The 26,482-nt window shown below is 65.6% G+C and carries 22 protein-coding genes, 1 tRNA gene and 1 pseudogene; 5 read left to right on the top strand and 19 right to left on the bottom strand.

What is annotated here, in order from left to right; all coding sequences use genetic code 11:
* Positions 1 to 4: 4 nt before the first annotated feature.
* Together rlmB and rnr are read right to left on the bottom strand one after the other, a co-directional pair.
* Complete coding sequence (rlmB, locus tag FAS41_RS16665; RefSeq protein ID WP_138524149.1) at positions 5 to 757, bottom strand: 23S rRNA (guanosine(2251)-2'-O)-methyltransferase RlmB; 753 nt, start codon at positions 755 to 757, stop codon at positions 5 to 7.
* On the bottom strand, positions 754 to 3,483 hold the full coding sequence (gene rnr, locus FAS41_RS16660) for a ribonuclease R (protein WP_138524147.1): 2,730 nt from the start codon (positions 3,481 to 3,483) through the stop codon (positions 754 to 756). The genes rlmB and rnr overlap by 4 nt, the downstream gene beginning before the upstream one ends.
* 205 nt (positions 3,484 to 3,688) lie before the next feature.
* Between rnr and FAS41_RS16655 the strand changes: the two genes are divergently transcribed.
* Positions 3,689 to 3,775 (top strand) — tRNA-Leu (locus FAS41_RS16655).
* 93 nt (positions 3,776 to 3,868) lie between these two features.
* On the opposite strand, the gene FAS41_RS31470 is transcribed toward FAS41_RS16655, so the two are convergent.
* The 14 genes and pseudogenes from FAS41_RS31470 to FAS41_RS16590 form a co-directional block, all read right to left on the bottom strand.
* Positions 3,869 to 4,753 (bottom strand): methyl-accepting chemotaxis protein, encoded by an 885-nt coding sequence (locus tag FAS41_RS31470; protein WP_425048998.1) that lies wholly within the window; start codon positions 4,751 to 4,753, stop codon positions 3,869 to 3,871.
* Positions 4,727 to 4,924, bottom strand: a pseudogene (locus FAS41_RS31565) (HAMP domain-containing protein); the annotation flags it as partial. The pseudogene FAS41_RS31565 and the gene FAS41_RS31470, both read right to left, overlap by 27 nt.
* A 1,024-nt stretch (positions 4,925 to 5,948) precedes the next feature.
* Positions 5,949 to 7,244 carry an adenylosuccinate synthase gene (locus tag FAS41_RS16645; RefSeq protein WP_138524143.1) on the bottom strand — a complete coding sequence of 432 codons (1,296 nt, stop codon included), beginning with the start codon at positions 7,242 to 7,244 and terminating at the stop codon, positions 5,949 to 5,951.
* A 66-nt stretch (positions 7,245 to 7,310) separates the two neighbouring features.
* Positions 7,311 to 8,489 carry an ATP phosphoribosyltransferase regulatory subunit gene (locus tag FAS41_RS16640; protein ID WP_138214041.1) on the bottom strand — a complete coding sequence of 393 codons (1,179 nt, stop codon included), beginning with the start codon at positions 8,487 to 8,489 and terminating at the stop codon, positions 7,311 to 7,313.
* A gap of 34 nt (positions 8,490 to 8,523) precedes the next feature.
* The gene (locus FAS41_RS16635) at positions 8,524 to 8,709 is read right to left on the bottom strand and encodes a DUF2065 domain-containing protein (RefSeq protein WP_138524140.1); all 186 of its coding nucleotides are present in this window, start codon (positions 8,707 to 8,709) and stop codon (positions 8,524 to 8,526) included.
* A gap of 107 nt (positions 8,710 to 8,816) precedes the next feature.
* A complete protein-coding gene (hflC, locus tag FAS41_RS16630) occupies positions 8,817 to 9,686 on the bottom strand; it encodes a protease modulator HflC (protein ID WP_081515534.1) in 870 nt (289 codons plus the stop codon).
* Positions 9,686 to 10,858, bottom strand: coding sequence for an FtsH protease activity modulator HflK (gene hflK / locus FAS41_RS16625; RefSeq protein ID WP_138524138.1), 1,173 nt, complete (start codon positions 10,856 to 10,858; stop codon positions 9,686 to 9,688). The genes hflC and hflK overlap by 1 nt, the downstream gene beginning before the upstream one ends.
* A gap of 95 nt (positions 10,859 to 10,953) precedes the next feature.
* Positions 10,954 to 12,255 (bottom strand): ribosome rescue GTPase HflX, encoded by a 1,302-nt coding sequence (gene hflX / locus FAS41_RS16620; RefSeq protein ID WP_138524136.1) that lies wholly within the window; start codon positions 12,253 to 12,255, stop codon positions 10,954 to 10,956.
* A gap of 12 nt (positions 12,256 to 12,267) precedes the next feature.
* Positions 12,268 to 12,516: an RNA chaperone Hfq gene (gene hfq / locus FAS41_RS16615; protein WP_017520393.1), complete on the bottom strand. Its 249-nt coding sequence runs from the start codon at positions 12,514 to 12,516 to the stop codon at positions 12,268 to 12,270.
* Between the two features lie 106 nt (positions 12,517 to 12,622).
* A complete protein-coding gene (gene miaA, locus FAS41_RS16610; RefSeq protein ID WP_138524243.1) occupies positions 12,623 to 13,588 on the bottom strand; it encodes a tRNA (adenosine(37)-N6)-dimethylallyltransferase MiaA in 966 nt (321 codons plus the stop codon).
* Between the two features lie 92 nt (positions 13,589 to 13,680).
* On the bottom strand, positions 13,681 to 15,585 hold the full coding sequence (mutL, locus tag FAS41_RS16605) for a DNA mismatch repair endonuclease MutL (RefSeq protein WP_138524134.1): 1,905 nt from the start codon (positions 15,583 to 15,585) through the stop codon (positions 13,681 to 13,683).
* On the bottom strand, positions 15,582 to 17,012 hold the full coding sequence (gene amiB / locus FAS41_RS16600) for an N-acetylmuramoyl-L-alanine amidase AmiB (protein ID WP_138524132.1): 1,431 nt from the start codon (positions 17,010 to 17,012) through the stop codon (positions 15,582 to 15,584). Before amiB ends, mutL begins: the two co-directional genes overlap by 4 nt.
* Before the next feature lie 7 nt (positions 17,013 to 17,019).
* Positions 17,020 to 17,487 carry a tRNA (adenosine(37)-N6)-threonylcarbamoyltransferase complex ATPase subunit type 1 TsaE gene (gene tsaE / locus FAS41_RS16595; RefSeq protein ID WP_081515528.1) on the bottom strand — a complete coding sequence of 156 codons (468 nt, stop codon included), beginning with the start codon at positions 17,485 to 17,487 and terminating at the stop codon, positions 17,020 to 17,022.
* Positions 17,475 to 18,971, bottom strand: coding sequence for an NAD(P)H-hydrate dehydratase (locus tag FAS41_RS16590; protein ID WP_138524130.1), 1,497 nt, complete (start codon positions 18,969 to 18,971; stop codon positions 17,475 to 17,477). Before FAS41_RS16590 ends, tsaE begins: the two co-directional genes overlap by 13 nt.
* A 104-nt stretch (positions 18,972 to 19,075) precedes the next feature.
* Here FAS41_RS16590 and queG point away from each other — a divergent pair, with 104 nt between their 5' ends.
* Entirely contained in the window at positions 19,076 to 20,137 is a 1,062-nt protein-coding gene (gene queG, locus FAS41_RS16585) for a tRNA epoxyqueuosine(34) reductase QueG (protein ID WP_138524241.1), read from the top strand.
* Positions 20,138 to 20,241: 104 nt separating this feature from the next.
* On the opposite strand, the gene orn is transcribed toward queG, so the two are convergent.
* Positions 20,242 to 20,784 (bottom strand): oligoribonuclease, encoded by a 543-nt coding sequence (gene orn / locus FAS41_RS16580; protein WP_088416176.1) that lies wholly within the window; start codon positions 20,782 to 20,784, stop codon positions 20,242 to 20,244.
* A gap of 89 nt (positions 20,785 to 20,873) precedes the next feature.
* Between orn and rsgA the strand changes: the two genes are divergently transcribed.
* Positions 20,874 to 21,905 (top strand): small ribosomal subunit biogenesis GTPase RsgA, encoded by a 1,032-nt coding sequence (gene rsgA / locus FAS41_RS16575; protein ID WP_138524128.1) that lies wholly within the window; start codon positions 20,874 to 20,876, stop codon positions 21,903 to 21,905.
* A 100-nt stretch (positions 21,906 to 22,005) separates the two neighbouring features.
* Here rsgA and motB read toward each other — a convergent pair whose 3' ends face one another.
* A complete protein-coding gene (gene motB, locus FAS41_RS16570) occupies positions 22,006 to 23,049 on the bottom strand; it encodes a flagellar motor protein MotB (protein WP_138524126.1) in 1,044 nt (347 codons plus the stop codon).
* A 2-nt stretch (positions 23,050 to 23,051) separates the two neighbouring features.
* On the bottom strand, positions 23,052 to 23,903 hold the full coding sequence (motA, locus tag FAS41_RS16565; RefSeq protein ID WP_081515523.1) for a flagellar motor stator protein MotA: 852 nt from the start codon (positions 23,901 to 23,903) through the stop codon (positions 23,052 to 23,054).
* Positions 23,904 to 24,036: 133 nt separating this feature from the next.
* On the opposite strand from motA, the gene FAS41_RS16560 reads away from it, so the two are divergent.
* Complete coding sequence (locus tag FAS41_RS16560) at positions 24,037 to 25,548, top strand: HDOD domain-containing protein (RefSeq protein WP_138524239.1); 1,512 nt, start codon at positions 24,037 to 24,039, stop codon at positions 25,546 to 25,548.
* Positions 25,549 to 25,663: 115 nt separating this feature from the next.
* Positions 25,664 to 26,479 (top strand): thiosulfate sulfurtransferase, encoded by an 816-nt coding sequence (rhdA, locus tag FAS41_RS16555; protein WP_138524124.1) that lies wholly within the window; start codon positions 25,664 to 25,666, stop codon positions 26,477 to 26,479.
* Positions 26,480 to 26,482 lie beyond the last annotated feature (3 nt).

The following is a 26,482-nucleotide window of genomic DNA, read 5'->3' as shown; positions in this document are numbered from 1 at the left end:
GACGTCAGGCGCCAGCCTTGAGCTGGCGCTGGCGGACGATCTCGAACAGACACACGCCGGTGGCCACCGAGACATTCAGGCTGCTGACGCTGCCCTGCATCGGCAGCTTGGCCAGGTAGTCGCAGTGGTCGCGGGTCAGACGGCGCATGCCCTTGCCCTCGGCCCCCATCACCAGCACGGTCGGCCCGGTGAGGTCGAGTTCATAGAGCATCTGGGTGGCCTCGCCGGCGGTGCCGACGATCCACAGGCCGCGCTGCTGGAGTTTCTCCAGGGTGCGCGCGAGGTTGGTCACCGCCACCAGCGGGATCACCTCGGCCGCGCCGCAGGCAACTTTTCGCACGGTGGCGTTGAGGGTGGCGGACTTGTCCTTCGGCACGATGACCGCCAGCGCGCCCGCCGCATCGGCGGTGCGCAGGCAGGCGCCAAGGTTGTGCGGGTCGGTCACGCCGTCCAGCACCAGCAGCAGCGCCGGGCCGGCGGAGCGCTCCAGCAACTCCTCCAGCATGTTCTCGCCCCAGACCTGGCTCGGGCTGACCTCGGCGACCACGCCCTGGTGCACCCCCTCGGCCCACTCATCCAGCTCCTTGCGGTCGCGCGTACCCACCGGCACGCGCGCCTGACCGGCCAGCTCGACCAGCGCCTGGACGCGTGGATCCTGACGGCCTTCGGCCAGCCACAATTGCTTGACCCGCTTGGGGTGATGGCGCAGCAATGCTTCTACGGCATGGACCCCGTAGACCTTTTCCCACTGACTCATTTCTTCGCCTTACGCTTGCTGGCCGGTGCGCCACCAGTGGCACCCGCTTTGGGCGCAGCAGAGCCCTTGCGATGCTTGGACGGCTTGGCGGACCGGGCTTTCTGTTTCGAAGGATTGCGCGGTTTGCCCGCAGCGGGCGCACCTTTGCCTTTCCCGGCCGCCGGCTTGTTGCCACCGACCTTGGCTTCCTCGATCAGCGCCTTCTTCACTTCACGGCTCTTGCGCACATCGGTATTGCCGAGCATTTCCTCGGCTTTGGCGAGCATTTCCGGTGCTACCGACGGCAGTGCCTGGACCACGCCGACCTTGCGTTTGCGCGGCTGCACGGCCACGTCCGGAGCGAGGTACGGATCATCCGCAACGGCACGAGGAGCCCTGGCCGGCTTGTCTTTCGCCGCCACACCCTTGGCTGCCTTGCCCTTGGCCACTTTGCCCTTGGCGGCCGGCTCGGCCTTCTCGCCACGCTTCTTGCGGCCAATGGGCGCGCTGAGCACATTGCCGGAGAGTTCGAAGTCGATCTTGCGTTCATCCAGATCGACCCGCGCCACGACCACTTCCACGGTGTCACCCAGGCGGAAGCTGCGCCCGGTGCGCTCGCCACTCAGACGATGGTGCACAGCGTCGAAGTGGTAGTAGTCGCCGGGTAACGCAGTGACATGCACCAGGCCTTCTACATAGATCTCGCTCAGCTCGACGAAGATGCCGAAGCCAGTCACTGCGGTGATCACGCCGGGGAAGGTCTCGCCCACGCGCTCGCGCATGAACTCGCACTTCAGCCAGTTGGTGACGTCACGGGTCGCCTCGTCGGCACGCCGCTCAGTCATTGAGCACTGCTCGCCCAGTTGGGCCAGGCGTGCTTCGTCGTACGGATAAATGCGTGCCTTCGGCATGCTGGTGGCGCCAACGCGCTGCACGTGCTCGGATGCCGCCTTGGAGCGGATCAGACCACGGATGGCGCGGTGAGTCAGCAGGTCCGGGTAGCGACGGATCGGCGAGGTGAAGTGGGTGTAGGCCTCGTAGTTCAGGCCGAAGTGCCCGGCGTTCTCGGGGCTGTACACCGCCTGGCTCAGGGAGCGCAGCATCACGGTCTGGATCAGTTGCAGGTCCGGGCGGCCCTGGATGGACTCCAGCAGCTTCTGGTAGTCAGCCGGGGTCGGGTCACCCTTGCCGCGGTACAGGGTCAGACCCAGCTCACCGAGGAACTGACGGAGGTTGTTGAGTTTTTCCTGCGGCGGGCCGTCGTGGACGCGGTACAGCGCGGGAATGGCGTGCTTCTCCATGAACTTTGCGGTGGCCACGTTGGCCGCCAGCATGCATTCCTCGATCAGCTTGTGCGCATCGTTGCGCTGGGTCGGGCGGATTTCCGAGATCTTGCGGTCCGCGCCGAAGACGATACGGGTTTCCTGGGTTTCGAAGTCGATGGCGCCACGCGCATGGCGTGCGCCCACCAGGACCTTATACAGGTCGTACAGCGTATTGAGGTGCGGTACCACCGCCGGCAGTTGCTCCTTGAGGCGCTGGCCTTCGGGACTGTCCGGGGTTTCCAGGTACTGGCTGACCTTGGTGTAGGTCAGGCGCGCATGGGAATGGATGACCGCCTCGTAGAACTGGTAGTCGGTCATCTTGCCGGCCTTGGAGAGGTTCATCTCGCAGACCATGGCCAGGCGATCGACCAGCGGGTTCAGGGAGCACAACCCGTTGGAGAGAATCTCCGGCAGCATCGGGATCACGCGCTCGGGGAAGTACACCGAGTTGCCGCGTTTGGCTGCCTCTTCATCCAGGGCCGAACCGACTTTCACATAATGAGAGACGTCGGCGATGGCGACGAACAGCTTCCAGCCGCCACCTTTGCGCTTCTCGGCGTAGACCGCGTCGTCAAAGTCGCGGGCATCCTCGCCGTCGATGGTGACGAAAGGCAGGGCGCGCAGGTCGACGCGCTTCTCCTTGTCCTTCTCCAGCACTTCTGGCTTGAGCTTGGCCGCTTCTTTCTCAACGGCCTCGGGCCAGGTGTGGGGAATGTCGTAGCTGCGCAGGGCAACTTCGATTTCCATGCCCGGCGCCATGTAGTCGCCGAGCACTTCCACCACCTCGCCCTGGGCCTGGCGGTGCACGTTCGGCCAGACGTCGATGCGCACCTGCACGAACTGGTTGTGCTTGGCCTTGCCGGCCTTGCCTGGCGGGATCAGCACTTCCTGCTGGATCTTCGGGTTGTCGGCCACGACCGTGCCGATGCCGCTCTCGTCGAAGTAACGGCCAACGATGGTTTCATGGGCACGCTCGACCACTTCCACTACGGCGCCTTCACGGCGACCACGGCGATCGAAGCCGGACACACGTGCCAGAGCGCGGTCGCCGTCGAACACCAGGCGCATCTGCGTCGGGCTGAGGAACAGGTCGTCGCTGCCGTCATCGGGGATCAGGAAGCCGAAGCCGTCGCGGTGGCCGGCAATGCGGCCGAGGATCAGGTCGAGCTTGTCCACCGGCGCATAGGCGCCACGGCGGGTATAGATAAGCTGGCCGTCGCGCTCCATGGCGCGCAGGCGGCGCCGCAGCGCTTCTTCCTGCTCTTCGCCGGAGAGGCCAAGCTCGTCCATCAACTGGGAGCGAGTCGCGGGTGCGCCGCGCTCGGCGAGGTGCGCCAGGATGAGTTCACGGCTGGGGATGGGGTTGTCGTATTTTTCCGCCTCGCGGGCGGCCTCGGGATCGAGGTTTTGCCAATCGGCCATTAAAGTGCGGTCACCTTATATATAGGGGTATGGATCGCCATGTGCTTATTGAAGCGCGAAATCCGCTCATCGGTCAGCTTCGAGCAAGAATAAATTTTTTATCACATCAGGGGTTTACAAGCGAAAAGGCTGCCCGTATAGTTCGCGCCCACAGCGTCAGACAGACGTTGTAACACGGAAACGATGAGTAATCATCGACTCCAGTGCCCAGGTGGCGGAATTGGTAGACGCACTAGGTTCAGGTCCTAGCGGTGGCAACACCGTGGAAGTTCGAGTCTTCTCCTGGGCACCATCTTCAAACGAAAAAGCCGAGCACTGCTCGGCTTTTTCGTTTTCGGCATTCCGAAAATCCTGGAGCCGAACGCCGCAGCGCCCCACTCCTCCCTCACGCCTTGAATTGCCCCAGGCTGGCGCGCAACTGACCGGCCAGGCCATCGAGCACTCGACCACTGCTCGCAGTCGCACTCACCGCTTCCGCTGCGCGGCTCGCCTCGGCATGGATCACTTCGACCCGACCACGCACCGCCGCGGCGCCGGCTGCCTGCTGTTGCGCTGAATGGGTAGCCGCCTCGATGGCGCCATGCACCTCTTCCACCGCACTCTGCACTTCGCGCTGCAGCCGCTCGCTGTCCTGCAGCGCAGTCAAACCCTGCACCGCCTGCTCACGGGCCTGCCCAATGGCGGACACCGCCTCGCGCGCACCTTCCTGCAGCGCACCGATGTGCGACTGGATATCACCCGTGGATTGCTGCGTCTTGCTGGCCAGCGCACGCACCTCGTCCGCCACCACGGCGAACCCCCGCCCACTCTCACCCGCGCGCGCCGCCTCGATGGCCGCATTCAGCGCCAGCAGGTTGGTCTGCTCGGCGATGCCATGGATCACCGACAGCACCACCTCGATCTGCTCGCTCTGCCGCGCCAGGCGCTCGATCACGCCAGCACCGTTCTGCACGCGGGACTCCAGAGTCTCGATCAGGCCACCGACCTTGCGGGCAATGGCTGCATTGTCCTGCGCCGCCTTGCGGATCTCGCCGACCCGCGCCAGCGCCGCCTGCATCGAACGACTTTCCATCTCGGCTTCCGCCACCATGCCGGAGAGCGCCTCCAGACTGCCGGCCACCTCATTGCGCTGCCGGTCCGCCGCCGCTTCGGCACTGGCACTTCGACTGGCCAGCGCAGCGATCTCACTACCAGTCTGCTGCGCCACCTGCCCCGCTTCTCGCACGATGGGCTGGAGCTTGTCGACGAAGCGATTCACCGCCGTCGCCATCTCCCCCAACTCATCACGACTATCCAGCCGAACGCGACGAGTCAGGTCACCCTCCCCGGCCGCCAGGTCGTTCAGCGCGTCGATCAACAGGCGCAGGCGGTTCACCACGCGGTGCCCCAGCACGATCGCCAGACACAGCAACACGCCCAGACCGACCAGCAGCAGCCCCATGCCGATCCGCCAGCGCAACGTTCCCGCCGCCTCCTCGATGGATGCCTTCGCCCCCTGACTCATGCCTTCTGCCGCCTGCTTCGCGGATTGCAGGCGCGCCGTCAGCGCCTTGGTGCTGTCGGCCGCCGCGCCGGCGAGGCTGTCGCCCACCAACTGATCACCACTGGCGACCAGGGCGGAGAAGCGCTGGTCGAGCGCAGCAATCTGCTTTTCGATGGCGTCAGTGGAAACGCCCAGGCGCACCGTGCCGATGACCACACCATTAGGGCTGATCGGCGCCTCGACAAGGAACACCGAGTCGTCGTGCCCCGCCGCCTCCAGCACCTTGTCCAGCGCGCGCTCGCCCTTGCCTTTCTCCAGCAGCGCCTGAACTCGTGCATCTTCGCGATTGAGGTAACGGGTCAGGTGCTGCCCCTGGGGATCGTCATAGACCACAAAAAGCACATTGGGATTGGCCTGGGCACGCCGGGCATAATCAGAAAGCACCGGTACGTCGTTGTCCCACATGGCCTTGGGCGCCACGGCGGCCAACAGTTGCGCCAATTCAGTGGCGGACTGGCGCAAGCTCTGCTCCAGTCCCTGGCGCAATACCGCCTGCTCCTCCTCCAGGCGAGCCGAAAGTGCCGACCCCAGGCGCTCACGGGTGCGCGCGGACAACTCATTCAGGCCGGAAGTGACTTCCTTGCCGGCCTGCTCCAGCTCACCGGCCAGGCGCTCCGATTCGTTACCCAGATGAGCGCCAAGGTCATTGACCAGACCATCGACAGTACTGCGAGTAAGCCACAGGGCAATCGCCAGCTGCACCAGCAGCGCAATGCCCAGGGCGATGAAAGCGGGGCGCAGCAAGCGGCTGCGCAACAAAGACAGGACGGCGGACACGGCGGGTTTCCTCCGGACGTAACGGATGTCTGGCGCGAAAGGCGCCAATCCGTTTCACCAGCAAAGCGCATGCCGCCGCGCAAATTGGATCCCCAGAAACGACAACGGGCCGCATGAGCGGCCCGTTGCAGTTCACAGCTGTAGATCAGCCGAACGGATGGCGCAGGACGATGGTCTCGGCGCGGTCCGGGCCGGTGGAGATGATGTCGATGGGTGCACCGACCAACTCCTCGATGCGCTTGATGTAGGCGCGCGCATTGGCCGGCAGGCCATCCAGGGACTGAACACCCACGGTGGATTCGCTCCAGCCCGGCAGGTCTTCGTAGATCGGCTGCAGGCCGATATAGCTGTCGGCGTCGGTCGGCGCGTCGGTCAGCAGCTCGCCCTCGGCGTTCTTGTAGCCGGTGCAGATGCGCACGGTCTCCAGGCCGTCGAGGACATCCAGCTTGGTCAGGCACAGGCCGGACAGGCTGTTGATCTCGATGGCGCGACGCAGGATGACGGCATCGAACCAGCCGCAACGACGGGCACGACCGGTGGTAGCACCGAACTCGTGACCCACCTTGGCCAGGCGCGCACCGACGTCATCGAACAGCTCGGTCGGGAACGGGCCGGAACCCACGCGAGTGGTGTAGGCCTTGGTGATACCCAGGATGTAGTCCAGGTACAGCGGACCGAAGCCCGAACCGGTGGCGGTGCCGCCAGCGGTGGTGTTGGAGCTGGTGACGAACGGGTAGGTGCCGTGGTCGATGTCCAGCAGCGAACCCTGGGCGCCTTCGAACATGATGTTCTCGTTGGCGCGGCGCAGGTCATGCAGGGTCGAGGTGACGTCAGCCATCAGCGGACGCAGCTCTTCGGCGTAGGCCATGCACTCATCCAGAGTCTTCTGGAAGTCGACGGCCGGCTCCTTGTAATAGTTCTGCAGGACGAAGTTGTGGTAGTCCAGCAGCTCGCCCAGCTTGGCGGCGAAGCGCTCGCGGTGGAACAGGTCACCCACGCGCAGGCCACGACGGGCCACTTTGTCTTCGTACGCCGGGCCGATGCCGCGACCGGTGGTGCCGATCTTCGCGTCGCCACGGGCCTTCTCGCGAGCCTGGTCCAGGGCCACGTGGAAGGACAGGATCAGCGGGCAGGACGGGCTGATGCGCAGGCGCTCGCGCACCGGTACGCCCTTTTCTTCCAGCTTGGCGATTTCGCGCATCAGCGCGTCGGGCGCCAGCACCACGCCGTTGCCGATCAGGCACTGCACGCCTTCGCGCAGGACGCCCGACGGAATCAGGTGCAGTACGGTCTTCTCGCCAGCGACTACCAGGGTATGACCGGCGTTGTGGCCGCCCTGGTAACGCACCACGGCAGCAGCCTGGTCGGTCAGCAGGTCGACGATCTTGCCTTTGCCCTCATCACCCCACTGGGTGCCCAGGACTACGACATTCTTACCCATAACTCTTGTCCCCATCGTGGATGTTCGGTGCCGGCCGCGGCCGGCAGAAACTCGAAGTGGCGCGCCTCAGAGCGCTGCCACCTGCCAATTGCCATCGCGAACCAGCAATTGCTGGTCGCAGCCCGCTTCGGAAGCCGAAGCCGCATCCTGCCCGGGCAGCGCCTGTACCACGCGCACACCCTGACGGCGCAACTGCTGCACCGCCTGCCACAAGCCAGCGCCATCGGCCGGCGCCCAGACTCCGGTGCGCGGCTCGTCGAGCTGGGCGCGACCAAGAGTGACCAGGGTCTTGAGGTCAGTAGAGAAACCGGTAGCCGGACGCGCACGGCCGAAATCGGCGCCGATATCGTCGTAACGACCGCCCTGGGCGATGGACTCGCCAACCCCGGGCACGAACGCGGCAAACACCACGCCCGTGTGATAGTGATAACCGCGCAGCTCGCCCAGGTCGAAGTACAGCGGCAACTGCGGGAAACGCGCCGCCAGCGAGTCAGCGATGGCGGTCAGGTCAGCAAGCGCCGCCTGAACGTTGGCCGGAGCGCCAGCGAGCACCTCGCGCGCTTGCTCCAGCACTTCACGGCTGCCACACAGTTCAGCGAGGGCGCGAAGCATGCCGGCGAGCTCGCTCGGCAGGCCTTCGGTCAGTGCCGCGACTTCGTCCACGGCCTTGCGCTGCAGGGCGTCGAACAGCAGTTGCTCGACCTCGCCGGACAGGCCGGCTGCCTGGGCCAGGCCACGGTAGATACCGACATGCCCGAGGTCCATGTGCACATCCGGCACCTGAGCCATTTCGAGCATGTCGAGCAGCAGGCTGATGACTTCGACGTCACCGGCCGAACCGGTGTTGCCGTAGAGTTCGGCACCCAGCTGGATCGGGCTGCGCGAAGTGGCCAGCGCACGCGGACGGGCATGCAGCACACTGCCGGCGTAGCACAGGCGATTCGGGCCTTCGCGACGCAGGCTATGGGCATCCATGCGCGCCACTTGCGGGGTGATGTCCGCACGGAAACCCATCAGACGGCCGGAAGCCGGATCGGTGACCTTGAAGGTACGCAGGTCCAGATCCTGGCCGGCACCGGTCAGCAGGGATTCCAGGTATTCGATATGCGGGGTGACGACGAACTCGTAACCCCAGCGCTGGAACAGATCCAGCACCTGACGGCGGGCTGCTTCAACGCGAGCCGCCTCCGGTGGCAGCACTTCTTCGATTCCATCTGGCAGCAGCCAGCGGTCTACCGTTGCCATGTCGCCTCTCTCCTTTTTTAGGCCGGGCGGCACTTCAATGAATGCAGTAAAGAAGGACGGTGCCGAGCAGCATGCTGCCCAGCCCGATGAGTCTCAGACTGCGGTCGCCAAGGCGTCCGAGCCCGCTCACGGCGTCGCGCCAGCCACGCGGGTACAGGAATGGAAGGATGCCTTCCAGCACCAGCAACAGACAGAACGCCTTGCCCAATTCCTGCCACATGGCTCTCGTACATCATTCTCGCGGACGCAAAAAAGCCGGGATTTCCCGGCTGACCCATGATAACACGATTTCTCCGGCGGGCGCTGCCGCCCGCCGGAGACTTTGACTTACGGTTTAGCTTTTTCCAGATAGCGGAAGAACTCGTTGCTCGGATCGAGCACCAGCACGTCCTTCTTGTCTGCAAAGCTTTCGCGGTAAGCCTTGAGGCTGCGAGTGAAAGCGTAGAACTCCGGATCGGCGGTGTAGGCCTTGGCATAGATCGCCGCCGCCTTCGCATCGCCATCACCACGGGTCTCTTCCGACTCGCGATAAGCCTCGGCCAGCAATACACGACGCTGACGGTCGGCATCCGCGCGGATACCCTCGGCCAGTTCGCGACCCTTGGCGCGGTGCTCGCGGGCTTCCCGCTCACGCTCGGTGCTCATCCGCTCGAACACGCTACGGTTCACTTCCTTGGGCAGGTCGATGGCCTTGACGCGAACGTCGACCACCTCGATGCCCAGCTCCTTCTGCGCCATGCGGTTCAGCGAAGCGGTGATATCGCCCATCAGCGCATCACGCTCACCCGACACCACTTCGTGCAGGGTGCGCTTGCCGAACTGATCACGCAGACCGGCTTCCAGACGACGGGACAGACGCTCGTCGGCGATCTGCTTCATGCCGGAAGTCGCAGTGTAGAAGCGCTCGGCATCGGAGACGCGCCACTTGGCGTAGGCGTCGACCATCACCGCTTTCTTCTCCAGCGTCAGGAAGCGCTGGGTCGGCGAATCCAGGGTCAGCAGGCGGCCGTCGAACTTGCGCACCGTGTTGACGTACGGGATCTTGAAGTGCAAGCCAGGCTTCACGTCTGGCTCGACCACGCGACCGAAGCGCAGCATGACGGCGCGCTCGGTCTGCTGCACCACGTAGACGCTGCTCCAGACGGCAACAGCAACCACCACACCCGCGATGAGGGCGATCAGGGACTTGTTACTCATCAGCGGCTCTCCCGGGTACGCGTGTCACGCTGCTGCAGGTCGCTGGCGACCCGCGAACCGATATCCGGCGTGCTGCTGCTCGCGCTGGGCGCGGCGCTCGGAGCTGCCGAACCACGGCCATCCATCATCTTGTCCAGCGGCAGGTAGATCAGGTTGTTCTGACCTTGCTGGCCGGTGACCAGCACCTTGCTGGTCTGGCTCAGGACATCCTGCATGGTGTCCAGATACAGACGCTGACGGGTGACATCCGGCGACTTGTGGTACTCGCTGGCCAGCTTGGTGAAGCGATCCGCCTCACCCTGGGCGCGGGAGACCACTTCATCGCGGTAGCCATTGGCTTCCTCGATGATGCGCTGGGCCTGACCACGGGCTTCAGGCACCACGCCGTTGGCGTAGGCTTCGGCCTGGTTCTTCTCACGCTGCTCGTCCTCGCGGGCACGGATCACGTCGTCGAACGCTTCCTGTACTTCACGCGGCGCGGCGGCGCTCTGGATATTCACCTGAGTCACCGTGATACCGGTCTTGTAGGTATCGAGGAAACGCTGCAGACGATCACGCACCTCGGTGGCCATCTGTTCACGGCCCTCGGTGAGGATCTTGTCCATGGTGGTGGAGCCGGCCACGTGGCGCAGGGCGCTTTCGGTGGCGTGCTGCAGGCTCACTTCCGGCTGGTCGACGTTGAGCACGAAGTCCTTCAGGTTGCTGACCTTGTACTGCACGGTCAGCGGAACCTCGACGATGTTCTCGTCCTCGGTGAGCATCTGACCCTGCTTGCTGTAAGCACGCTCGCGGGTGACGTTCTCCTGGAACTTCTTGTCGATCGGCGGGAAGTAGATGTTCAGGCCGGGGCCCACGGTGTCGTGGTACTGGCCGAAGCGCAGGATCACCGCCTGCTCCTGCTCATCCACGACGTAGATGGCGTTGTACAGCCACAGCACGGCGAGGATCGCCAGGCCGATGCCGAACAGACCGAGGCTACCGCCCCGGCCACTGCCGCCACCGCCCGAACCACTGCCGCGCTTGGGTTTGCCGAAAATTCCGTTCAGGCTGTCTTGCAGCTTGCGGAAGGCCTCATCCAGATCAGGCGGGCCCTGGCGACCACCACCACGGCGTCCACCCCAGGGGTCCTGGTCGTTCTTGTTCGAGTTGTCACCCGGCTCATTCCAAGCCATAGCGCTCTCCATCTGATAACGCGAAAACGCGCCTACGGCGCGCCCACCTATGCTACCGAATGCCCCTTACCCTGCCAAAAACAGTGTGCCGGGCTTTATTGCAAAGTGTGTTGCGCAATGAACTCCGCCGGCTGCCAGCCTTCGCGGCTCACCATGCGGTTCAACTCGACACGCGGCAGGCGAACCTGCAAAACGGCGCGTCCTTGTTCGTCGTGATTCTCCGACTGTACCGCACCCAGCTCGAAGAACTGAGCCCGGAGTCGTCCCAGGCGCTGTGGCAGGCAGAGCGTTCCCACGAACATGTCCTCCCCCAGCAACTCGGCGACCGCCTGCTCCAGCAGCTCCAGCCCGCGCGATTCCCGCGCCGACAGCCAGACTCGCACCGGCTTGCCCAGTTCGTCGCGCTGGATCATCGGCTGCAAGTCCGGCAGCAGGTCGATCTTGTTGTACACCTCGAGCATCGGCAACTCGTTCGCGCCGATTTCCTTGAGCACCGCCAGCACCTGCTCGATCTGCGCATCACGATCCGGCTCGTGGGAGTCGATCACGTGCAACAGCAGGTCGGAGTTGCTGGACTCTTCCAAGGTAGCCCGAAACGCCTCCACCAGCTTGTGCGGCAGGTGGCGAATGAAGCCTACGGTATCGGCCAGCACGATCGGACCGACGTCATCCAGCTCCAGACGGCGCAGGGTCGGGTCGAGGGTGGCGAACAACTGGTCGGCCGCGTAGACCTCGGAAGTAGTCAGCGCATTGAACAGCGTGGACTTGCCGGCGTTGGTGTAACCCACCAGGGACACCGCTGGGATCTCTGCTCGGCGACGGCCACGACGAGCCTGCTCGCGCTGGCTGCGGACCTTTTCCAGGCGCGACTTGATCTGGCGGATGCGCCCACGCAGCAGGCGGCGGTCGGTTTCCAGCTGGGTTTCACCCGGGCCACGCAGGCCGATACCGCCTTTCTGGCGCTCAAGGTGAGTCCAGCCGCGCACCAGACGCGTGCTCATGTGTTCCAGCTGGGCGAGCTCCACCTGCAGCTTGCCCTCATGGGTGCGGGCGCGCTGGGCGAAGATGTCGAGGATCAGACCCGTACGATCGAGCACGCGACACTCGAGCGCTCGCTCGAGGTTACGCTCCTGGCTCGGCGTGAGGGTGTGATTGAAGATGATCAGCTCGACCTTCTCGGCGTGGACGAGGTCGTGCAACTCTTCGACCTTGCCGCTGCCGATCAGGTACTTGGCTGAGGGTTGATGGCGCGAAATGCTGACGAAAGCAACCGATTCCGCGCCTGCCGAACGGGCCAGCTCCTGGAATTCCTGCGGGTCTTCGCGCGCCTCGGGGTCCTGACCTTCCAGATGGACCAGAATGGCCCGTTCCCCACCACCCGGGCGCTCAAAGAACAAGGCGGACTCCCGTCAAACGTTTCCCGGCTCGGCCGGTTGATCACCGGTGGGCAGGCGCACGGGGCGGCTGGGAACCACGGTGGAAATGGCGTGTTTGTAGACCATCTGGCTGACAGTGTTCTTCAGCAGGATGACGAACTGGTCGAAGGATTCGATCTGACCCTGCAGCTTGATGCCGTTGACCAGGTAGATGGAAACCGGAACGCGTTCTTTGCGCAGGGTATTGAGGTAAGGGTCTTGTAGCGAATGCCCTTTTGACATATGCCGCACTCCTTGTAAGGGTAAAAAACTGATTTAGTAGTAGTCGAATTTGGCTTAACGCCGTCCTGAACCCCAAGGATAGACGGCCGGAATTAAGGTCTCGAGCCTATATGGAGACCGCCTCAAAGTATTTCAAGGCACGCGGCAAATTGTCGCTTGCCTGACTGTCCAACCAGTGTAGATCGCTCCAGCTGCGGAGCCAGGTGAACTGGCGCTTGGCCAGCTGCCGCGTGGCGATGACGCCGCGCTCCACCATCTCAGCGTAGGACAGTTTGCCCTCGAGGTAATCCCATACCTGTCGGTAACCCACCGCTCTTATGGACGGTAGCCCCACGTGCAAGTCACTCCTTGCGCGAAGGCGTTCGACCTCGGCGATGAAGCCCTGTTCCAGCATCTGGTCAAAACGTTGCGCGATACGCTCGTGCAACACCTGGCGCTGCAGAGGCGCGATCGCCAGATGAGCCACAGTATACGGTAATTGTCCACCGCCTTGCGCGCCGAGACCCGCATTTTCACTCGCCTGGCGAAGGCGGTGTGCAGTCATGGACATACCGCTGACGCGGTACACCTCGAGGGCCCGGACAAGTCGCTGGGGGTCATTGGGATGGATACGCGCAGCCGACTCCGGATCAACGCGGGCCAGCTCTTCGTGCAGGGCACCCCAGCCTTCGGCGGCGGCCAGGCCTTCCAGCTCAGCACGCACGGCGGGGTCGGCGCTGGGCATGTCGGCCAGGCCTTCCAGCAACGCCTTGAAATACAACATGGTGCCACCCACCAGCAGCGGGATCTTCCCGGCCGCGGTGATCTCGGCCATGGCCACCAGGGCGTCGGCGCGAAATTCCGCCGCCGAATAAGCCTCGCTGGGGTCACGGATGTCGATCAGGCGGTGCGGGAAAGCCTCCAACACCTCACGGGGCGGCTTGGCGGTGCCGATGTCCATGCCACGGTAGATCAGCGCCGAATCCACGCTGATCAGCTCCACCGGCAGCAGACGCGCCAGCTCCAGCGCCAGGTCGGTCTTGCCGGCGGCGGTGGGGCCCATGAGGAATATCGCGGGAGGCAGGGACATCAGGGACTCGTTGTTACGCACTGCTGGTTATTGCGTGCTGCTGAATCGATTGGCGTGCAGTTTACTGCACTTTCCTGAACGCAAGCTTACGAAAATCAACGTCCACGCAGGAACAGCTTGTCCAGTTCGTCGAGCCCCAGCTGCGTCCAGGTCGGCCGTCCGTGGTTGCACTGGCCGCTGCGCTCGGTCACTTCCATGTCGCGTAGCAGGCCGTTCATCTCCGGCAACGTCAGGCGGCGATTGGCGCGCACGGCGCCGTGGCAGGCCATGGTGCCGAGCAACTCGTTGAGATGCGCCTGGATGCGGTCGCTGGTGCCGTACTCCAGCAGGTCGGCAAGCACGTCTCGCACCAGCTGGGTGGCCTCCGCCTGCTTGAGCAGCGCGGGAATCTGTCGGATCGCCAGGGTCTCCGGGCCGAGCCGTTGCAGTTCGAAGCCGAGCCTGGAGAACCAGGCGCCATGCTCTTCCGCGCAGTCCGCCTCTCGCTCGCTGACGGCGATGGATTCGGGCACCAGCAGCGGCTGGCCGCGCAGGCCTTCGCTGGCCATGGCGGTCTTCAGGCGTTCGTACATGATCCGCTCGTGGGCGGCATGCATGTCCACCAGCACCAGGCCGTGGGCATTTTCCGAGAGGATGTAGATGCCCTTGAGCTGCGCTAGCGCATAGCCCAGCGGCGGCACGTCCTGACTGCTTTCCGGCAGGGCCTGGGGCACCTGATCGGGCAGCGGCGCGAAATAGGCCTTGTAGGCGCCCTGGGCCTCCTGGATTGGCGGCAGATCCGGGCGCGTCGGCTGGTAGCTGTAGCCACCACTGCCACCGGACCCACTCGAAGACGGGCTCGGCTGCCAGGCTCGCGCAGCGGCCGGGGCTTCCAGCACGGTCTCGGACAGGCGCATCTCCCCCTGCGGACCGAACTCGCCAGCCTCAGCGCCGGTCGGGCGCGGCACGGTCAAGGTGGTCGCTCCAGGCGGCGCCAGCTGGTCGTCCGGACGCACTTCCGCCAGCGCCCGGTGCAAGGTGCCGTAGAGGAAGTCGTGGACCATGCGGCTGTCGCGGAAGCGCACTTCATGCTTGGTCGGATGGACGTTGACGTCCACCACCGACGGGTCGACCTCGAAGAACAGCACGAAGGTCGGATGACGGCCGTTGTACAGCACGTCGCGGTACGCCTGGCGCACGGCGTGGGCGACCAGCTTGTCGCGCACCATGCGGCCGTTCACGTAGAAATACTGCAGGTCCGGCTGGCTGCGGGAAAAGGTCGGAAGACCGACCCAACCCCACAAATGCAGGCCGTTGCGCTCCACTTCGATGGGCAACGCCTGCTCGAGGAAGCCGGTGCTGCAGACCGCGCCCACGCGGCGAGCGCGGGAGGCTTCGTCCTTCGCTTCGTGCAGCGAAAGGATGGTCTTGCCGTTGTGCCGCAGGTGGAAAGCCACGTCGAAGCGCGCCAGCGCCAGACGCTTGATGACTTCCTGCAGGTGATCGAACTCGGTCTTCTCGGCGCGCAGGAACTTGCGGCGCGCCGGAGTATTGAAGAACAGATCGCGCACTTCGATGCTGGTGCCTACCGGGTGGGCCGCCGGCTTCACCGTGGACTCCATGTCACGGCCCTCGACTTCCACCTGCCAGGCCTGCTCGGCGTCGGCGGTACGGGAGGTCAGGGTCAGGCGCGAGACGGAGCTGATCGAGGCCAGCGCTTCGCCACGGAAGCCCAGGCTCATCACCCGTTCCAGGTCTTCCAGCTCGCGGATCTTGCTGGTGGCGTGGCGCGCCAGGGCCAGAGGCAGGTCGTCGGCAGGAATGCCACTGCCATCGTCGCGCACGCGCAGCAGCTTGACGCCGCCCTGCTCGACCTCGATGTCGATGCGCTTGGCGCCGGCGTCCAGGCAGTTTTCCAGCAGTTCCTTGATGACCGACGCGGGTCGCTCGACCACTTCGCCGGCCGCGATCTGGTTCGCCAGCCGCGGAGTGAGCAGCTGGATTCGGCGAACGTCACTCATTGCTGCGACGCCAGGGAGGTGCCCGGGATCTTCAGCACCTGACCAATCTTCAGTTCGTCGCTCTTGAGCGAGTTGGCGCTGCGGATCGAGGCCGTGCTGACGTCGAAGCGGCTGGCAACCATCGCCAGGCTGTCGCCACTGCGCACCACATACTCACGCGGGCCGGAAGCCAGTTGGCCACCATCGCGCAGCGAGGCGATGTAGGTGCCCGGCGGCGGGGTCTGCACGAAGTACTGGCGCACGCCGGCGGCGATGGAGCGCGCCAACGCCTGCTGGTGCGAGCCGCTGGCCAGCTTGGCAGACTCGTTCGGGTTGGAGATGAAGCCGGTTTCCACCAGGATCGACGGGATATCCGGGGACTTCAGCACCATGAAGCCGGCCTGTTCCACGCGGCGCTTGTGCAGCGGGGTGACGCGACCGACGCTGGTCAGCACTTTGTGGCCGACGTCCAGGCTGGAAGACATGGTGGCGGTCATCGACAGGTCGAGCAGCACGCCGGCGAGCATCTTGTCCTTGTCGTCGAGATTCACGCCGCCGTCGCCGCCGATGAGGTCGGAACGGTTTTCCGTGTCAGCCAGCCAGCGCGCAGTCTCGGACGTTGCGCCACGGTCGGACAGGGCGAATACCGAGGCCCCGAAGGCGCTGCGGCTGGGCGCGGCGTCGGCGTGGATGGAGACAAACAGGTCCGCGCCCTTCTTGCGGGCGATCACGGTGCGGTTGCGCAACGGAATGAAGTAGTCGCCGGTGCGCGTCAGTTCGGCACGGAAGCCCTTCATCTGGTTGATCTGCCGCTGCAGTTCGCGGGCGATCGACAGGGTGATGTTCTTCTCGTGCAGACCGTTCGGACCGAGGGCGCCGGGGTCTTCGCCGCCGTGGCCGGCGTCGATGGCAATCACGACGTCGCGCTTGCCGCCACTGCTGGGCGCGGGAATCTTGGCGACCGACTGCGCCGGGCTGACCGGCGTGGCGGGCACGCTGGGGGTCGGGGTCGCGGGGACGTCCGGGGCGATGTCGGCGCCCTGGTCATAGAGATCGACGACCAGGCGGTTGCCGTACTGCTGGTTCGGCGGCAGCACGAAGCTCTTGGGCGTGACCGCGTTCTTCAGGTCCAGCACCAGGCGCAGGTCGGTGGGCGAGCGCTGGGCAGAACGCATTGCGGTGATCGGCGTATTGCCGAGCTTGAGCTTGTCGAGGGCGGCGGACATTTGCGCGCCGTTGATGTCGACGACGATGCGGTTGGGCGCACTCAGGGTGAACAGACTGTGCTGCACGGGACCGGACAGATCGAACACCAGGCGTGTGTTGTCCGGCGCGCGCCAGATGCGCACGCTCTTGATTTGCGTGGCGGCAGAAACCTCACCGGCAACGAATGCCAGCAGAACGGACACCCCGATAAACAACGCCCGAAGGCGCAACCCCCAACCCATCTTTTTTCTATGCTCCCGTGGCCAGGGCGGCACACCAGGCTTCGCCCCGTGTTCCGTGCGGGTCGAGGCGCAGCATGCGTCCGCCCGCATGCGGAACAATGGTAATGTCCATGTCGGCCTTTGGCAAAATGCCTTTGCCGCGCTCTGCCCACTCGATCAGGCACAAGGCATCGCCTTCGAAGTAGTCGCGGATGCCCAGGAACTCCAGTTCCTCCGGGTCGGCGAGGCGGTAGAGATCGAAGTGGAAGGCGCGCAGATCGCCGATTTCGTAGGGCTCGACCAGGGTAAAGGTCGGGCTTTTTACCGAGCCGCCATGGCCCAATCCCCGCAGAATGCCGCGCGACAACGTGGTCTTGCCCGCTCCCAGGTCGCCATGCAGGTAGATCACCCCGTGTCCACCGGTCGCTTCGGCAATCCGGCGGCCGAGATCGACCATGGCCTCTTCGCCGTCGGCGAACAGATTCAGTTCAGGCATGGCGACAGCTCCTCGAGCAACTGACGAACGGCAGGAATCAGATCGGCGGCAGCCAGGCCGCGCCCTTGCGCGCCAAGCGACTCGCCAGCGCGGGCATGCAGCCAGACTGCCAGGCACGCTGCTTCGAAAGCAGGCACCCGCTGCGCCAGCAGCGCACCGAGGATGCCGGACAGCACATCCCCCAACCCGGCGCCCGCCATGGCGGGATGCCCGTGATTGCACAGCGCCAGCCGACCATCCGGAGAGGCGACCAGACTACCGACGCCCTTGAGCACGGCTACCGCCTGGTAGCGCTGCGCCAACGCGTGCGCGGCTTTCGGCCGGTCGGCCTGGACCTCGGCGGTGGAGAGGCCCAGCAGGCGCGCCGCCTCAGCCGGGTGGGGGGTGATCACCCAGTCGCCGGCCGGACGAGCGACCAGGCCTTCGGCCAGCAGGTTGAGCGCATCGGCATCCCACACCTGTCGGCGCTCCAGGCTCGCGGCGGCGCTGACCAGCACGCGCCCCCAGGCTTCGCGGCCGACACCGGGGCCGACCACCAGCACATCGGCACGCTCGGCGACGCGCAGCAGCTCAGCGGAAGAAGAGACGCCACGCGCCATCAGCTCAGGCCGGCGAGCCAGTGCAGCGGGTACGTGAGCGGCACGGGTCGCCAGCGACACCAACCCGGCACCGCAGCGCAGCGCGCTCTCGGCGGCCAGCAGCACGGCGCCGCCCATACCGGTATCACCACCGATCACCAAGGCGTGGCCGAACAGCCCCTTGTGCGCGGCCTTCGGGCGCGCAGCCAGGCGAGCCAGCGAGACCGGAGCGAGACGGCGCGCCACGCCGTCCTCGGAAATCAGCGCAGGATCGGCATCGAGCCCGTCGAAAGCCAGCTCGCCGCATTGATCGGGACCATTGCCGGTGAACAGGCCGAGCTTGAGGCCGATGAAGGTCACGGTCAGGTCGGCATTCACCGCGCAACCCAGCACCTGCCCGGTGTCGGCACTCAGACCGGAGGGAATGTCCACAGCCAGCACCGGTAGCCCGCTGGCATTGATCGCAGCAATCACAGAGGCATAAGGCTCGCGCACCTCGCCGCCCAGACCGGTGCCCAGCAACGCGTCTACCAGCACACCGCGCAGCTCGGCGCGATCACTCCAGGTCTCGATATCCACGCCGACCGAGCGCGCTTCGCCATGGGCCGAAGCCGCATCGCCGGACAGGCGGGAGACATCGCCCGCCGCCAGCACGCGTACACGCCAGCCGGCGCGCAAGGCCAGGGCAGCGATCAGATAGCCGTCGCCGGCGTTGTTGCCATGGCCGGCCAGCACGGTGATTTCGCCGGCATCCGGCCATTGGCGGCGCAGGGCGCGCCAGGCGGCATGCGCGGCGCGGCGCATCAGCTCGAAGCCGGGCGTGCCGGCGGCGATCAGGCGCGCGTCAAGGTCGCGTACCTGCTGGGCGCTGTACAGATCAAGGGGCAGTTCGTCGTGGGCAGTCATCGCGGTTCCGGGCGGCAGAATGTGTCGCCTTGGCGTACGGACGGGCCGACGCCGGCAAGGTCTGGCAGAATTATACGCACCCGGACTTCGCTTTCTCGCCTTCCATGCACGATTCAACACTCGACTATGCCGACCTCGCCCTCTCCATCAAGGACTGGGGGCGCGAACTCGGCTTCCAGCAGGTCGGCATCAGCGGGCTGGACCTGGAAGCGCATGGCGAGCACTTGCAACGCTGGCTGGAGGCGGGCTACCACGGCGAGATGGACTACATGGGCGCCCACGGCAGCAAGCGCTGGCGGCCCGACGAACTGGTGCCCGGTACGCTACGGGTCGTATCGCTGCGCATGGACTACCTGCCCGGCGATACGCGCATGGCGCAGGTCCTGGGCGATCCGGAGAAGGCCTATGTGTCGCGCTACGCCCTGGGCCGCGACTACCACAAGCTGATCCGCAAGCGCCTGCAGCAACTGGCCGAGCGCATCCAGCAGCAGATTGGTCCGTTCGGCTTCCGCGCCTTCGTCGACAGTGCGCCGGTGCTGGAGAAGGCCATCGCCGAGCAATCGGGCCTGGGCTGGATCGGCAAGAACACCCTGGTGCTCAACCGCAAGGCCGGCAGCTACTTCTTCCTCGGGGAGCTGTTCACCGACCTGCCGCTACCGGTGGACGAGCCCCACGGCACGGAGCACTGCGGACGCTGCACGGCCTGCATGGACATCTGCCCCACCGCCGCCTTCGTGGCGCCCTATGTGCTGGATGCGCGGCGCTGCATTTCCTACCTGACCATCGAATTGAAGGGCCCGATCCCCGAAGACCTGCGCCCGCTGATCGGCAACCGCGTGTTCGGCTGCGACGACTGCCAGATGGTCTGCCCGTGGAACCGCTTCTCCCGCGCCACCGACCAGGGCGACTTCCAGCCACGCCACAGCCTGGACAACGCCGCGCTGGCGGAGCTGTTCCTGTGGACGGAAGAAGAATTCCTCAGCCGCACCGAGGGCTCGCCGCTAAGACGCGCCGGTTACGAGCGCTGGCTGCGCAACCTGGCCGTGGGGCTGGGCAATGCGCCGTCGACCATTCCGGTGATCGAGGCGCTGCGCGCGCGGCGGGAGTTCCCGTCGGAACTGGTGCGCGAGCATGTGACCTGGGCGCTGCACCGGCACGGCGCCTAAGGCTTTTTGTAGGAGCGAGCTTGCTCGCGAACAGCCTCGCAGCGGGTCTGGTTCGCGAGCAAGCTCGCTCCTACAGCTACGGCCTCGGACATGAGGCACCGTGGTTACAGCTTGATGAAGTGCTCGCGGTAGTAACGCAGCTCGGCAATGGACTCGCGGATGTCGTCCAGCGCCAGGTGGGTGTTGCCTTTCTTGAAACCGTCGCGCACCGCAGGCGCCCAGCGCGCGGCCAGCTCCTTGAGGGTGGAGACGTCCAGGTTGCGGTAGTGGAAGTAGCCTTCCAGCTTCGGCATGTGGCGGTAGAGGAAGCGGCGGTCCTGGCAGATGCTGTTGCCGCAGATCGGCGAGCTGCGCTTGGGCACCCACTTTTCCAGGAAGGCGATAGTCATGGCTTCGGCTTCGGCGGCGGAGATGGTGCTTTCGCGCACGCGCTGGGTCAGGCCGGACTGGCCGTGCTGCCGGGTGTTCCACTCGTCCATGCCGGCGAGCAGCTCCTCGCTCTGGTGCACGGCGATCACCGGGCCTTCCTCGAGGATGTTCAGGTCACTGTCGGTGACGATGGTCGCCATCTCGATGATGACGTCCTTGTCCGGGTCCAGCCCGGTCATTTCCAGGTCGATCCAGATCAGGTTCTGCGGGTTCTGCATGATGGGGCTCCTCAGCTCAGCCCTCTAGTTTAGCGGGAAGCACGCCGCCGCATGCTAAACTCCGCCGCGATTTTCCCTGTGGATACCCTATGGCCAAGCGTCACCTCACCCGCCGGCAGAGCTGGCGGATCGAAAAAGTCCAGGAAGAACGCGCCGCGCGCGCGGCGAAGCGAGAGTCTCGCGCCCTGGAAGAACTGGAAGGCGGCGACCTCGGCCCGGAACAGACCGGCCAGGTGATCGCTCACTTCGGTGTGCAGGTGGAAGTCGAAGCCCAGGACGGCGACGCCGCCGGCCAGGTGTTCCGCTGCCACCTGCGCGCCAACCTGCCACCGCTGGTGACCGGCGACCAGGTGGTCTGGCGCCCGGGCAACCAGGGCATCGGCGTGATCGTCGCGCAGCTGCCCCGCACCTCCGAGCTGCGCCGCCCGGACATGCGCGGCGTGCTCAAGCCCGTGGCGGCCAACGTCGACCGCATCGTCATCGTATTCGCACCGCGCCCCGAGCCCCACGCCAACCTGATCGACCGCTACCTGGTGGCTGCCGAGCACGCGGGCATCAAGCCGCTGTTGCTGCTGAACAAGGCCGACCTGATCGACGAGGACAATGCCCCCTTCCTCGACTCGCTGCTGGGCACCTACCGCGAGCTGGGCTACCCGCTGCTGGAGGTCTCGGCCGCCAACGGCCTGGCACTGGACGCCCTGCGCGCCGCACTGAACGAGCACGTCAGCGTGTTCGTCGGTCAGTCGGGCGTGGGCAAGTCCTCGCTGGTGAACGCGCTGCTGCCGGGCGTCGACACCCGTGTCGGCGACCTCTCGGAAGTCACCGGCAAGGGCACCCACACCACGACCACCGCGCGGCTGTTCCACTTCCCCGCCGGCGGCGACCTGATCGACTCCCCGGGCATCCGCGAATTCGGCCTCGGCCATGTCAGCCGCGATGACGTGGAAGCGGGCTTCATCGAGTTCCACGACCTGCTCGGCCGCTGTCGCTTCCGCGACTGCAAGCACGACCGCGAACCGGGCTGCGCCCTGCTCAAGGCGCTGGAAGACGGGCGTATCTCACCGCAGCGGATGAACAGCTATCGGCACATTCTCGCCAGCCTGCCGGAAGACACGTACTAAACGATCTGTAGGGCGCATAACGCCTCAAGCGTTATCCGCCGCCTGGCCGTGCAGATGGCGCAAAGAAAAAGGCCAGCTTTTCAGCTGGCCTTCTGCGTTCTTACTGCTGCTTGTTCAGCTCGTCGAGCTTCAGCGTGCCGCCGTCGTCGAACAGGTTGAGCTTCTGCTTGAGCTGGTCCGGCGGCAGCGGGTCACCCTGCCCGGCTGCCGGCTGGGCCGGAGCGGCGCCCGGCGCGACCGGAGCAGCACCCTCGGGCAGCTTCTGCGTCCCGCCATCCTGTCCCTCGATGGCCCGCTGGGCCTTCTTGGTCAGGACGATGATGTCGATGCGGCGGTTCACCGGGTTGAGCGGCTTGTCACGGTCGAACAGCGCGGAAGAGGCGTACCCCACCACGCGGGCGATCTGGTCTACCGGGTAGCCGCCGGCCTCCAGCGCACGGCGTGCGGCGTTGGCGCGGTTGGCTGACAACTCCCAGTTGCCGAACTCGCCGTTGCCGGCGTAGGGCTTGGCATCGGTGTGACCGCTGATGCTGATCTTGTTCGGCACCTGCTTGATGGTCTCGGCCAGCGCCAGCAGGATGTCCTCGAAGTACGGCTGCAGGCGCGCGCTGCCCAGGTCGAACATCGGCCGGTTGTCCGAGTCGACGATCTGGATGCGCAGGCCGTCCTGGGTGATCTCGAAGAGGATCTGGTCCTTGAAGCGCTTCAGGGTCGGGTTCTCGTCGACCTTGTTCTGCAACTCCTGCAGCAACAGCTCCAGACGTTCCTTTTCCACCTGCTCGGCGACGTCCTGGGCCTGTTGCTCGGTGATCTTGGCATTCTCGTCCGGGTTGATCCGCGTCTCGTCGGCGTCCGGCTGGGCCTGGATCTGCGGGTTCAGGGTCTTGTCCGGCGCCGGCGTCGGCGTGCCACCCAGGTCGATGACATAGGGGCTGGCACTCTCGGTGAAACCGATGGGGTCCTGGAAGTAGCCGGAGATGGCCTTCTTCTGCTCCGGCGTGGCCGAGGACAGCAGCCAGAGCACCAGGAAGAACGCCATCATGGCGGTGGCGAAGTCGGCGAAGGCGATCTTCCAGCCACCGCCATGGTGGCCGGCGGCATAGCGCTTGATGCGCTTGACGATGATCGGCTGGTTGTTATCCATGCTTAGCGCCCACGTACCGCCTGTTCCAGCTCACTGAAGCTGGGACGGTGCGCCGGCAGCAGCACCTTGCGGCCGAACTCGACGGCCAGCGACGGCGGCATGCCGGAGGCGGACGCCACCAGGCAGGCCTTGATCGACTCGTAAAGGTTCAGCTCTTCCTTGGCGTCATGCTCCAGGGCGTTGGCCAGCGGACCGACAAAGCCGTAGGCCGCGAGAATACCGAGGAAGGTACCCACCAGCGCTGCGGCGACGTGGTGGCCGATCTCGGCCTGGCTACCCTGGCCGAGCAGGGCCATGGTGATCACGATACCCAGGACCGCGGCAACGATACCGAAGCCCGGCAGGGCGTCGGCGACGCGGGTCACGGCATGGGCCGGGTGTTCCAGATCTTCCTTCAGGCTGCCCAGCTCCATGTCGAACAGGCCTTCCAGCTCGTGGGGCGCCATGTTGCCGGAGGACATGATGCGCAGGTAATCGCAGACATACGCCGTCATGCGTTCGTCCTTGAGCACCGCGGGGTACTTGCTGAAGATCGGGCTGGCGGCCGGGTCCTCGACATCGGCCTCGATGGCCATCATGCCTTCACGACGGCTCTTGTTGAGCACTTCATAAAGCATGCCCAGCACCTCCAGGTAGAAGGTGTGGGTGAAGCGGTTGCCGAACATCTTCGGCGCCTTCTTCAGCACGGTCATGAAGGTGCTGCCGGGGTTCGCCTGAAGGAATGCACCCAGCGCGGCGCCGCCGATGATCAGCACCTCGAACGGCTGAATGATGGCCGCGATCTTGCCGCCGGAGAGCATGTAGCCGCCGAGTACGCTGGCCATGAGAACGATGATGCCGATGATTTTTGCCATGGGGACCGGACTGAAACGGTGAACAGAAAGGGAGGCATGTTTCCCGCCTCCCTGTTGTTATCGGAGATTTCGGGCAAGACTATAGGCCGAAAACACTAAAAACCAGTTCGGCGCCTCACGCATGTCAAAGCAAATGCTTCATCCAGAGCGTCTCAAGGCCTGGCTCGATCAGTTGGAAGATCTGCCTTTACCGGTTCCGCTGGAGCAGCGCGATGACATTCGCCGTGCGTTGAACGATAGCCGGCGCTCGATCCGAGAGATCGCCGACCTGCTGCAGGACGCGCCAACGCTGGCGTTCGCCATCCTGCGCGAAGCCAACCGGGCACAGAGCGCCAGGGACAATCCGGCGGAAAGCCTGGAAGTTGCGCTCAACCGCCTGGGCCTGAGTCGCGCCAGCCAGTTGCTCGACAGCCTCCCCGCGGTGCCCGAGGCGCAGATGCCGCGCGCGCTGAACCAGCTGCTGCTGATCAGCCGCCATGCCATGCAGCAGGCCAGCGGCCTGTTCGCCAATCGCCTGGCGCGACTCTGGCAGGAAATTCACTGGGGCAGTCTGTTCACCCTCGCGCCGCTGTGGGCGCTGGCGACCGCAAGACCGGAGCTGATGGAGAGCTGGCAGCGCCAGGTCTACGGCCTGGGCCGCTGCAGCAGCGAGGTCGAAGAGGAACTGCTCGGCACCCGGCTGCTGCCGCTGTGCCGCGCGCTGGCCGACAGTTGGCGGCTGCCGGACTGGGTTGGCCAGGGCTACGCCCTGCTCAGCGACGACAAGCGCCTGCTGGTGCGTGCCCTGCATGTTGCGCATACCGAGCATGAACCACTGGGCCAGCAGCAACGCCTGGACGCCGACCCGGAGCTGCAACGCTGGCTGACCCGCCCGGCCAACACCATTCTCCTCGCCAACAGCATCGCCATGGCCGCGCACCAATCCTGGGGCGGCGTACACATGCTGCGCTGGCAGCGCCTGACCAGCCTTTATCTGCAGATACCGCTGGAAGAACTGCAACAGATAGTCCACGGTCTCGCCGCGCAGAGCGCCCGCCGCCACGCCCGCCCGCTACTCTGGCACCCCGCCGAGGCGCTGCTGTGGCCCTGGGACGCGCGCCGCTGGCTCAACGGGCCGAAAGCCGAGGAACCGGCCAAGGCGCCGGACACCCTGGCCGAATGGCGCCAGCACTGCACCCGCCTGATGCAGGCGCCCAGCCCGTTCGGCAACGCCGTGCAGCTGCTCGACTGCGCCACCGCAGCGCTGCAAGCCTGCGGCCTGCAGCGCGGCATGATCCTGCTGGCCGACAAGGGCGGCAACTGGCTGCAGGCGCGTCGGCACTTCGGCCTGGACGGCGAGATCGGCGATTTCAAACTGGAGGTCGCCGCCAGCCCGGTGCTGCGCAAACTCCTGCAACAACCCGGTCAGTTGCGCCTGAGCCCGGCCAACATGGCCGAGTTCTCGGCGCTGATTCCCGGCGCGCTGAAGGCGCTGATCCCCAGCGAACACCTGCTGCTGCGCTCGCTGGGCAACGGCGCGCGGGTGGTCATGCTGGTCCTCAGCGACCGCCACGGCCAGCCGCTGGCGGACCTTCACGCGCAGGCCTTCGGCCGCACCGTGCAGTGCATCGAGCACGCGGTGAAGCAGATGGCACGGGGCGCCTGATCGGCGAAAGGTTTGCGCACCGCCGCGTCCCCTTTAAACTAACCGCCCTCACGGGGTAGCCCAGGGCGCCTGCTCACGTTGCCTCCCCCCACCGTTCCCGCCGGGAGACTCCGACATGTCCGCCTTCTCCGCCCTGCCCCTGGTGATCGAACCGGCTGACCTCGCCAGCCGCCTCGACGCCCCCGAACTGATCCTGGTCGACCTGACCAGCGCCGCGCGTTATGCGCAGGGCCACATTCCCGGTGCACGCTTCGTTGCTCCCGCGCGCACTCAGCTGGGCGGCACGCCGGCTCCGGGCCTGCTGCCGGCCAAGGCCGACCTGGAAGCGCTGTTCGGCGAACTGGGCCACAACCCCGATGCTGTCTATGTGGTCTACGACGACGAAGGCGGTGGCTGGGCCGGCCGCTTCATCTGGCTGCTGGATGTGATCGGCCACGGTAACTACCACTACGTCGACGGCGGCCTGCACGCCTGGCTCGCCGACGGCCTGCCACTCTCCGAGGACGTCCCGGCGCCAGCTGGCGGCCCGCTGCCGCTGACCCTGCACGAAGGGCCCACCGCCACCCGCGAATACCTGCAGAGCCGCCTGGGCGCCGCCGACCTGGCCGTCTGGGACGCCCGCAACCCCAGCGAGTACAGCGGCCAGAAAGTCCTCGCCGCCAAGGCCGGCCATGTGCCCGGCGCCGTCAATTTCGAATGGACCGCCGGCATGGACCCGGCCCGCGCCCTGCGCATCCGTACCGATATGCCGCAGATCCTCCAGGACCTGGGCATTACCAAGGACAAGGAAGTGATCACCCACTGCCAGACCCACCACCGTTCCGGCTTCACCTACCTGGTGGCCAAGGCCCTCGGCTATCCGCGGGTCAAGGGCTATGCCGGTTCCTGGTCGGAATGGGGCAACCATCCCGACACCCCCGTAGAGGTTTAAGGA

The organism is Pseudomonas nicosulfuronedens (assembly GCF_005877905.1).
GTDB lineage: Bacteria > Pseudomonadota > Gammaproteobacteria > Pseudomonadales > Pseudomonadaceae > Pseudomonas > Pseudomonas nicosulfuronedens.
Note: the sequence above shows the minus strand (reverse complement) of the source record. Positions and strands in the feature narration are given on the sequence as shown.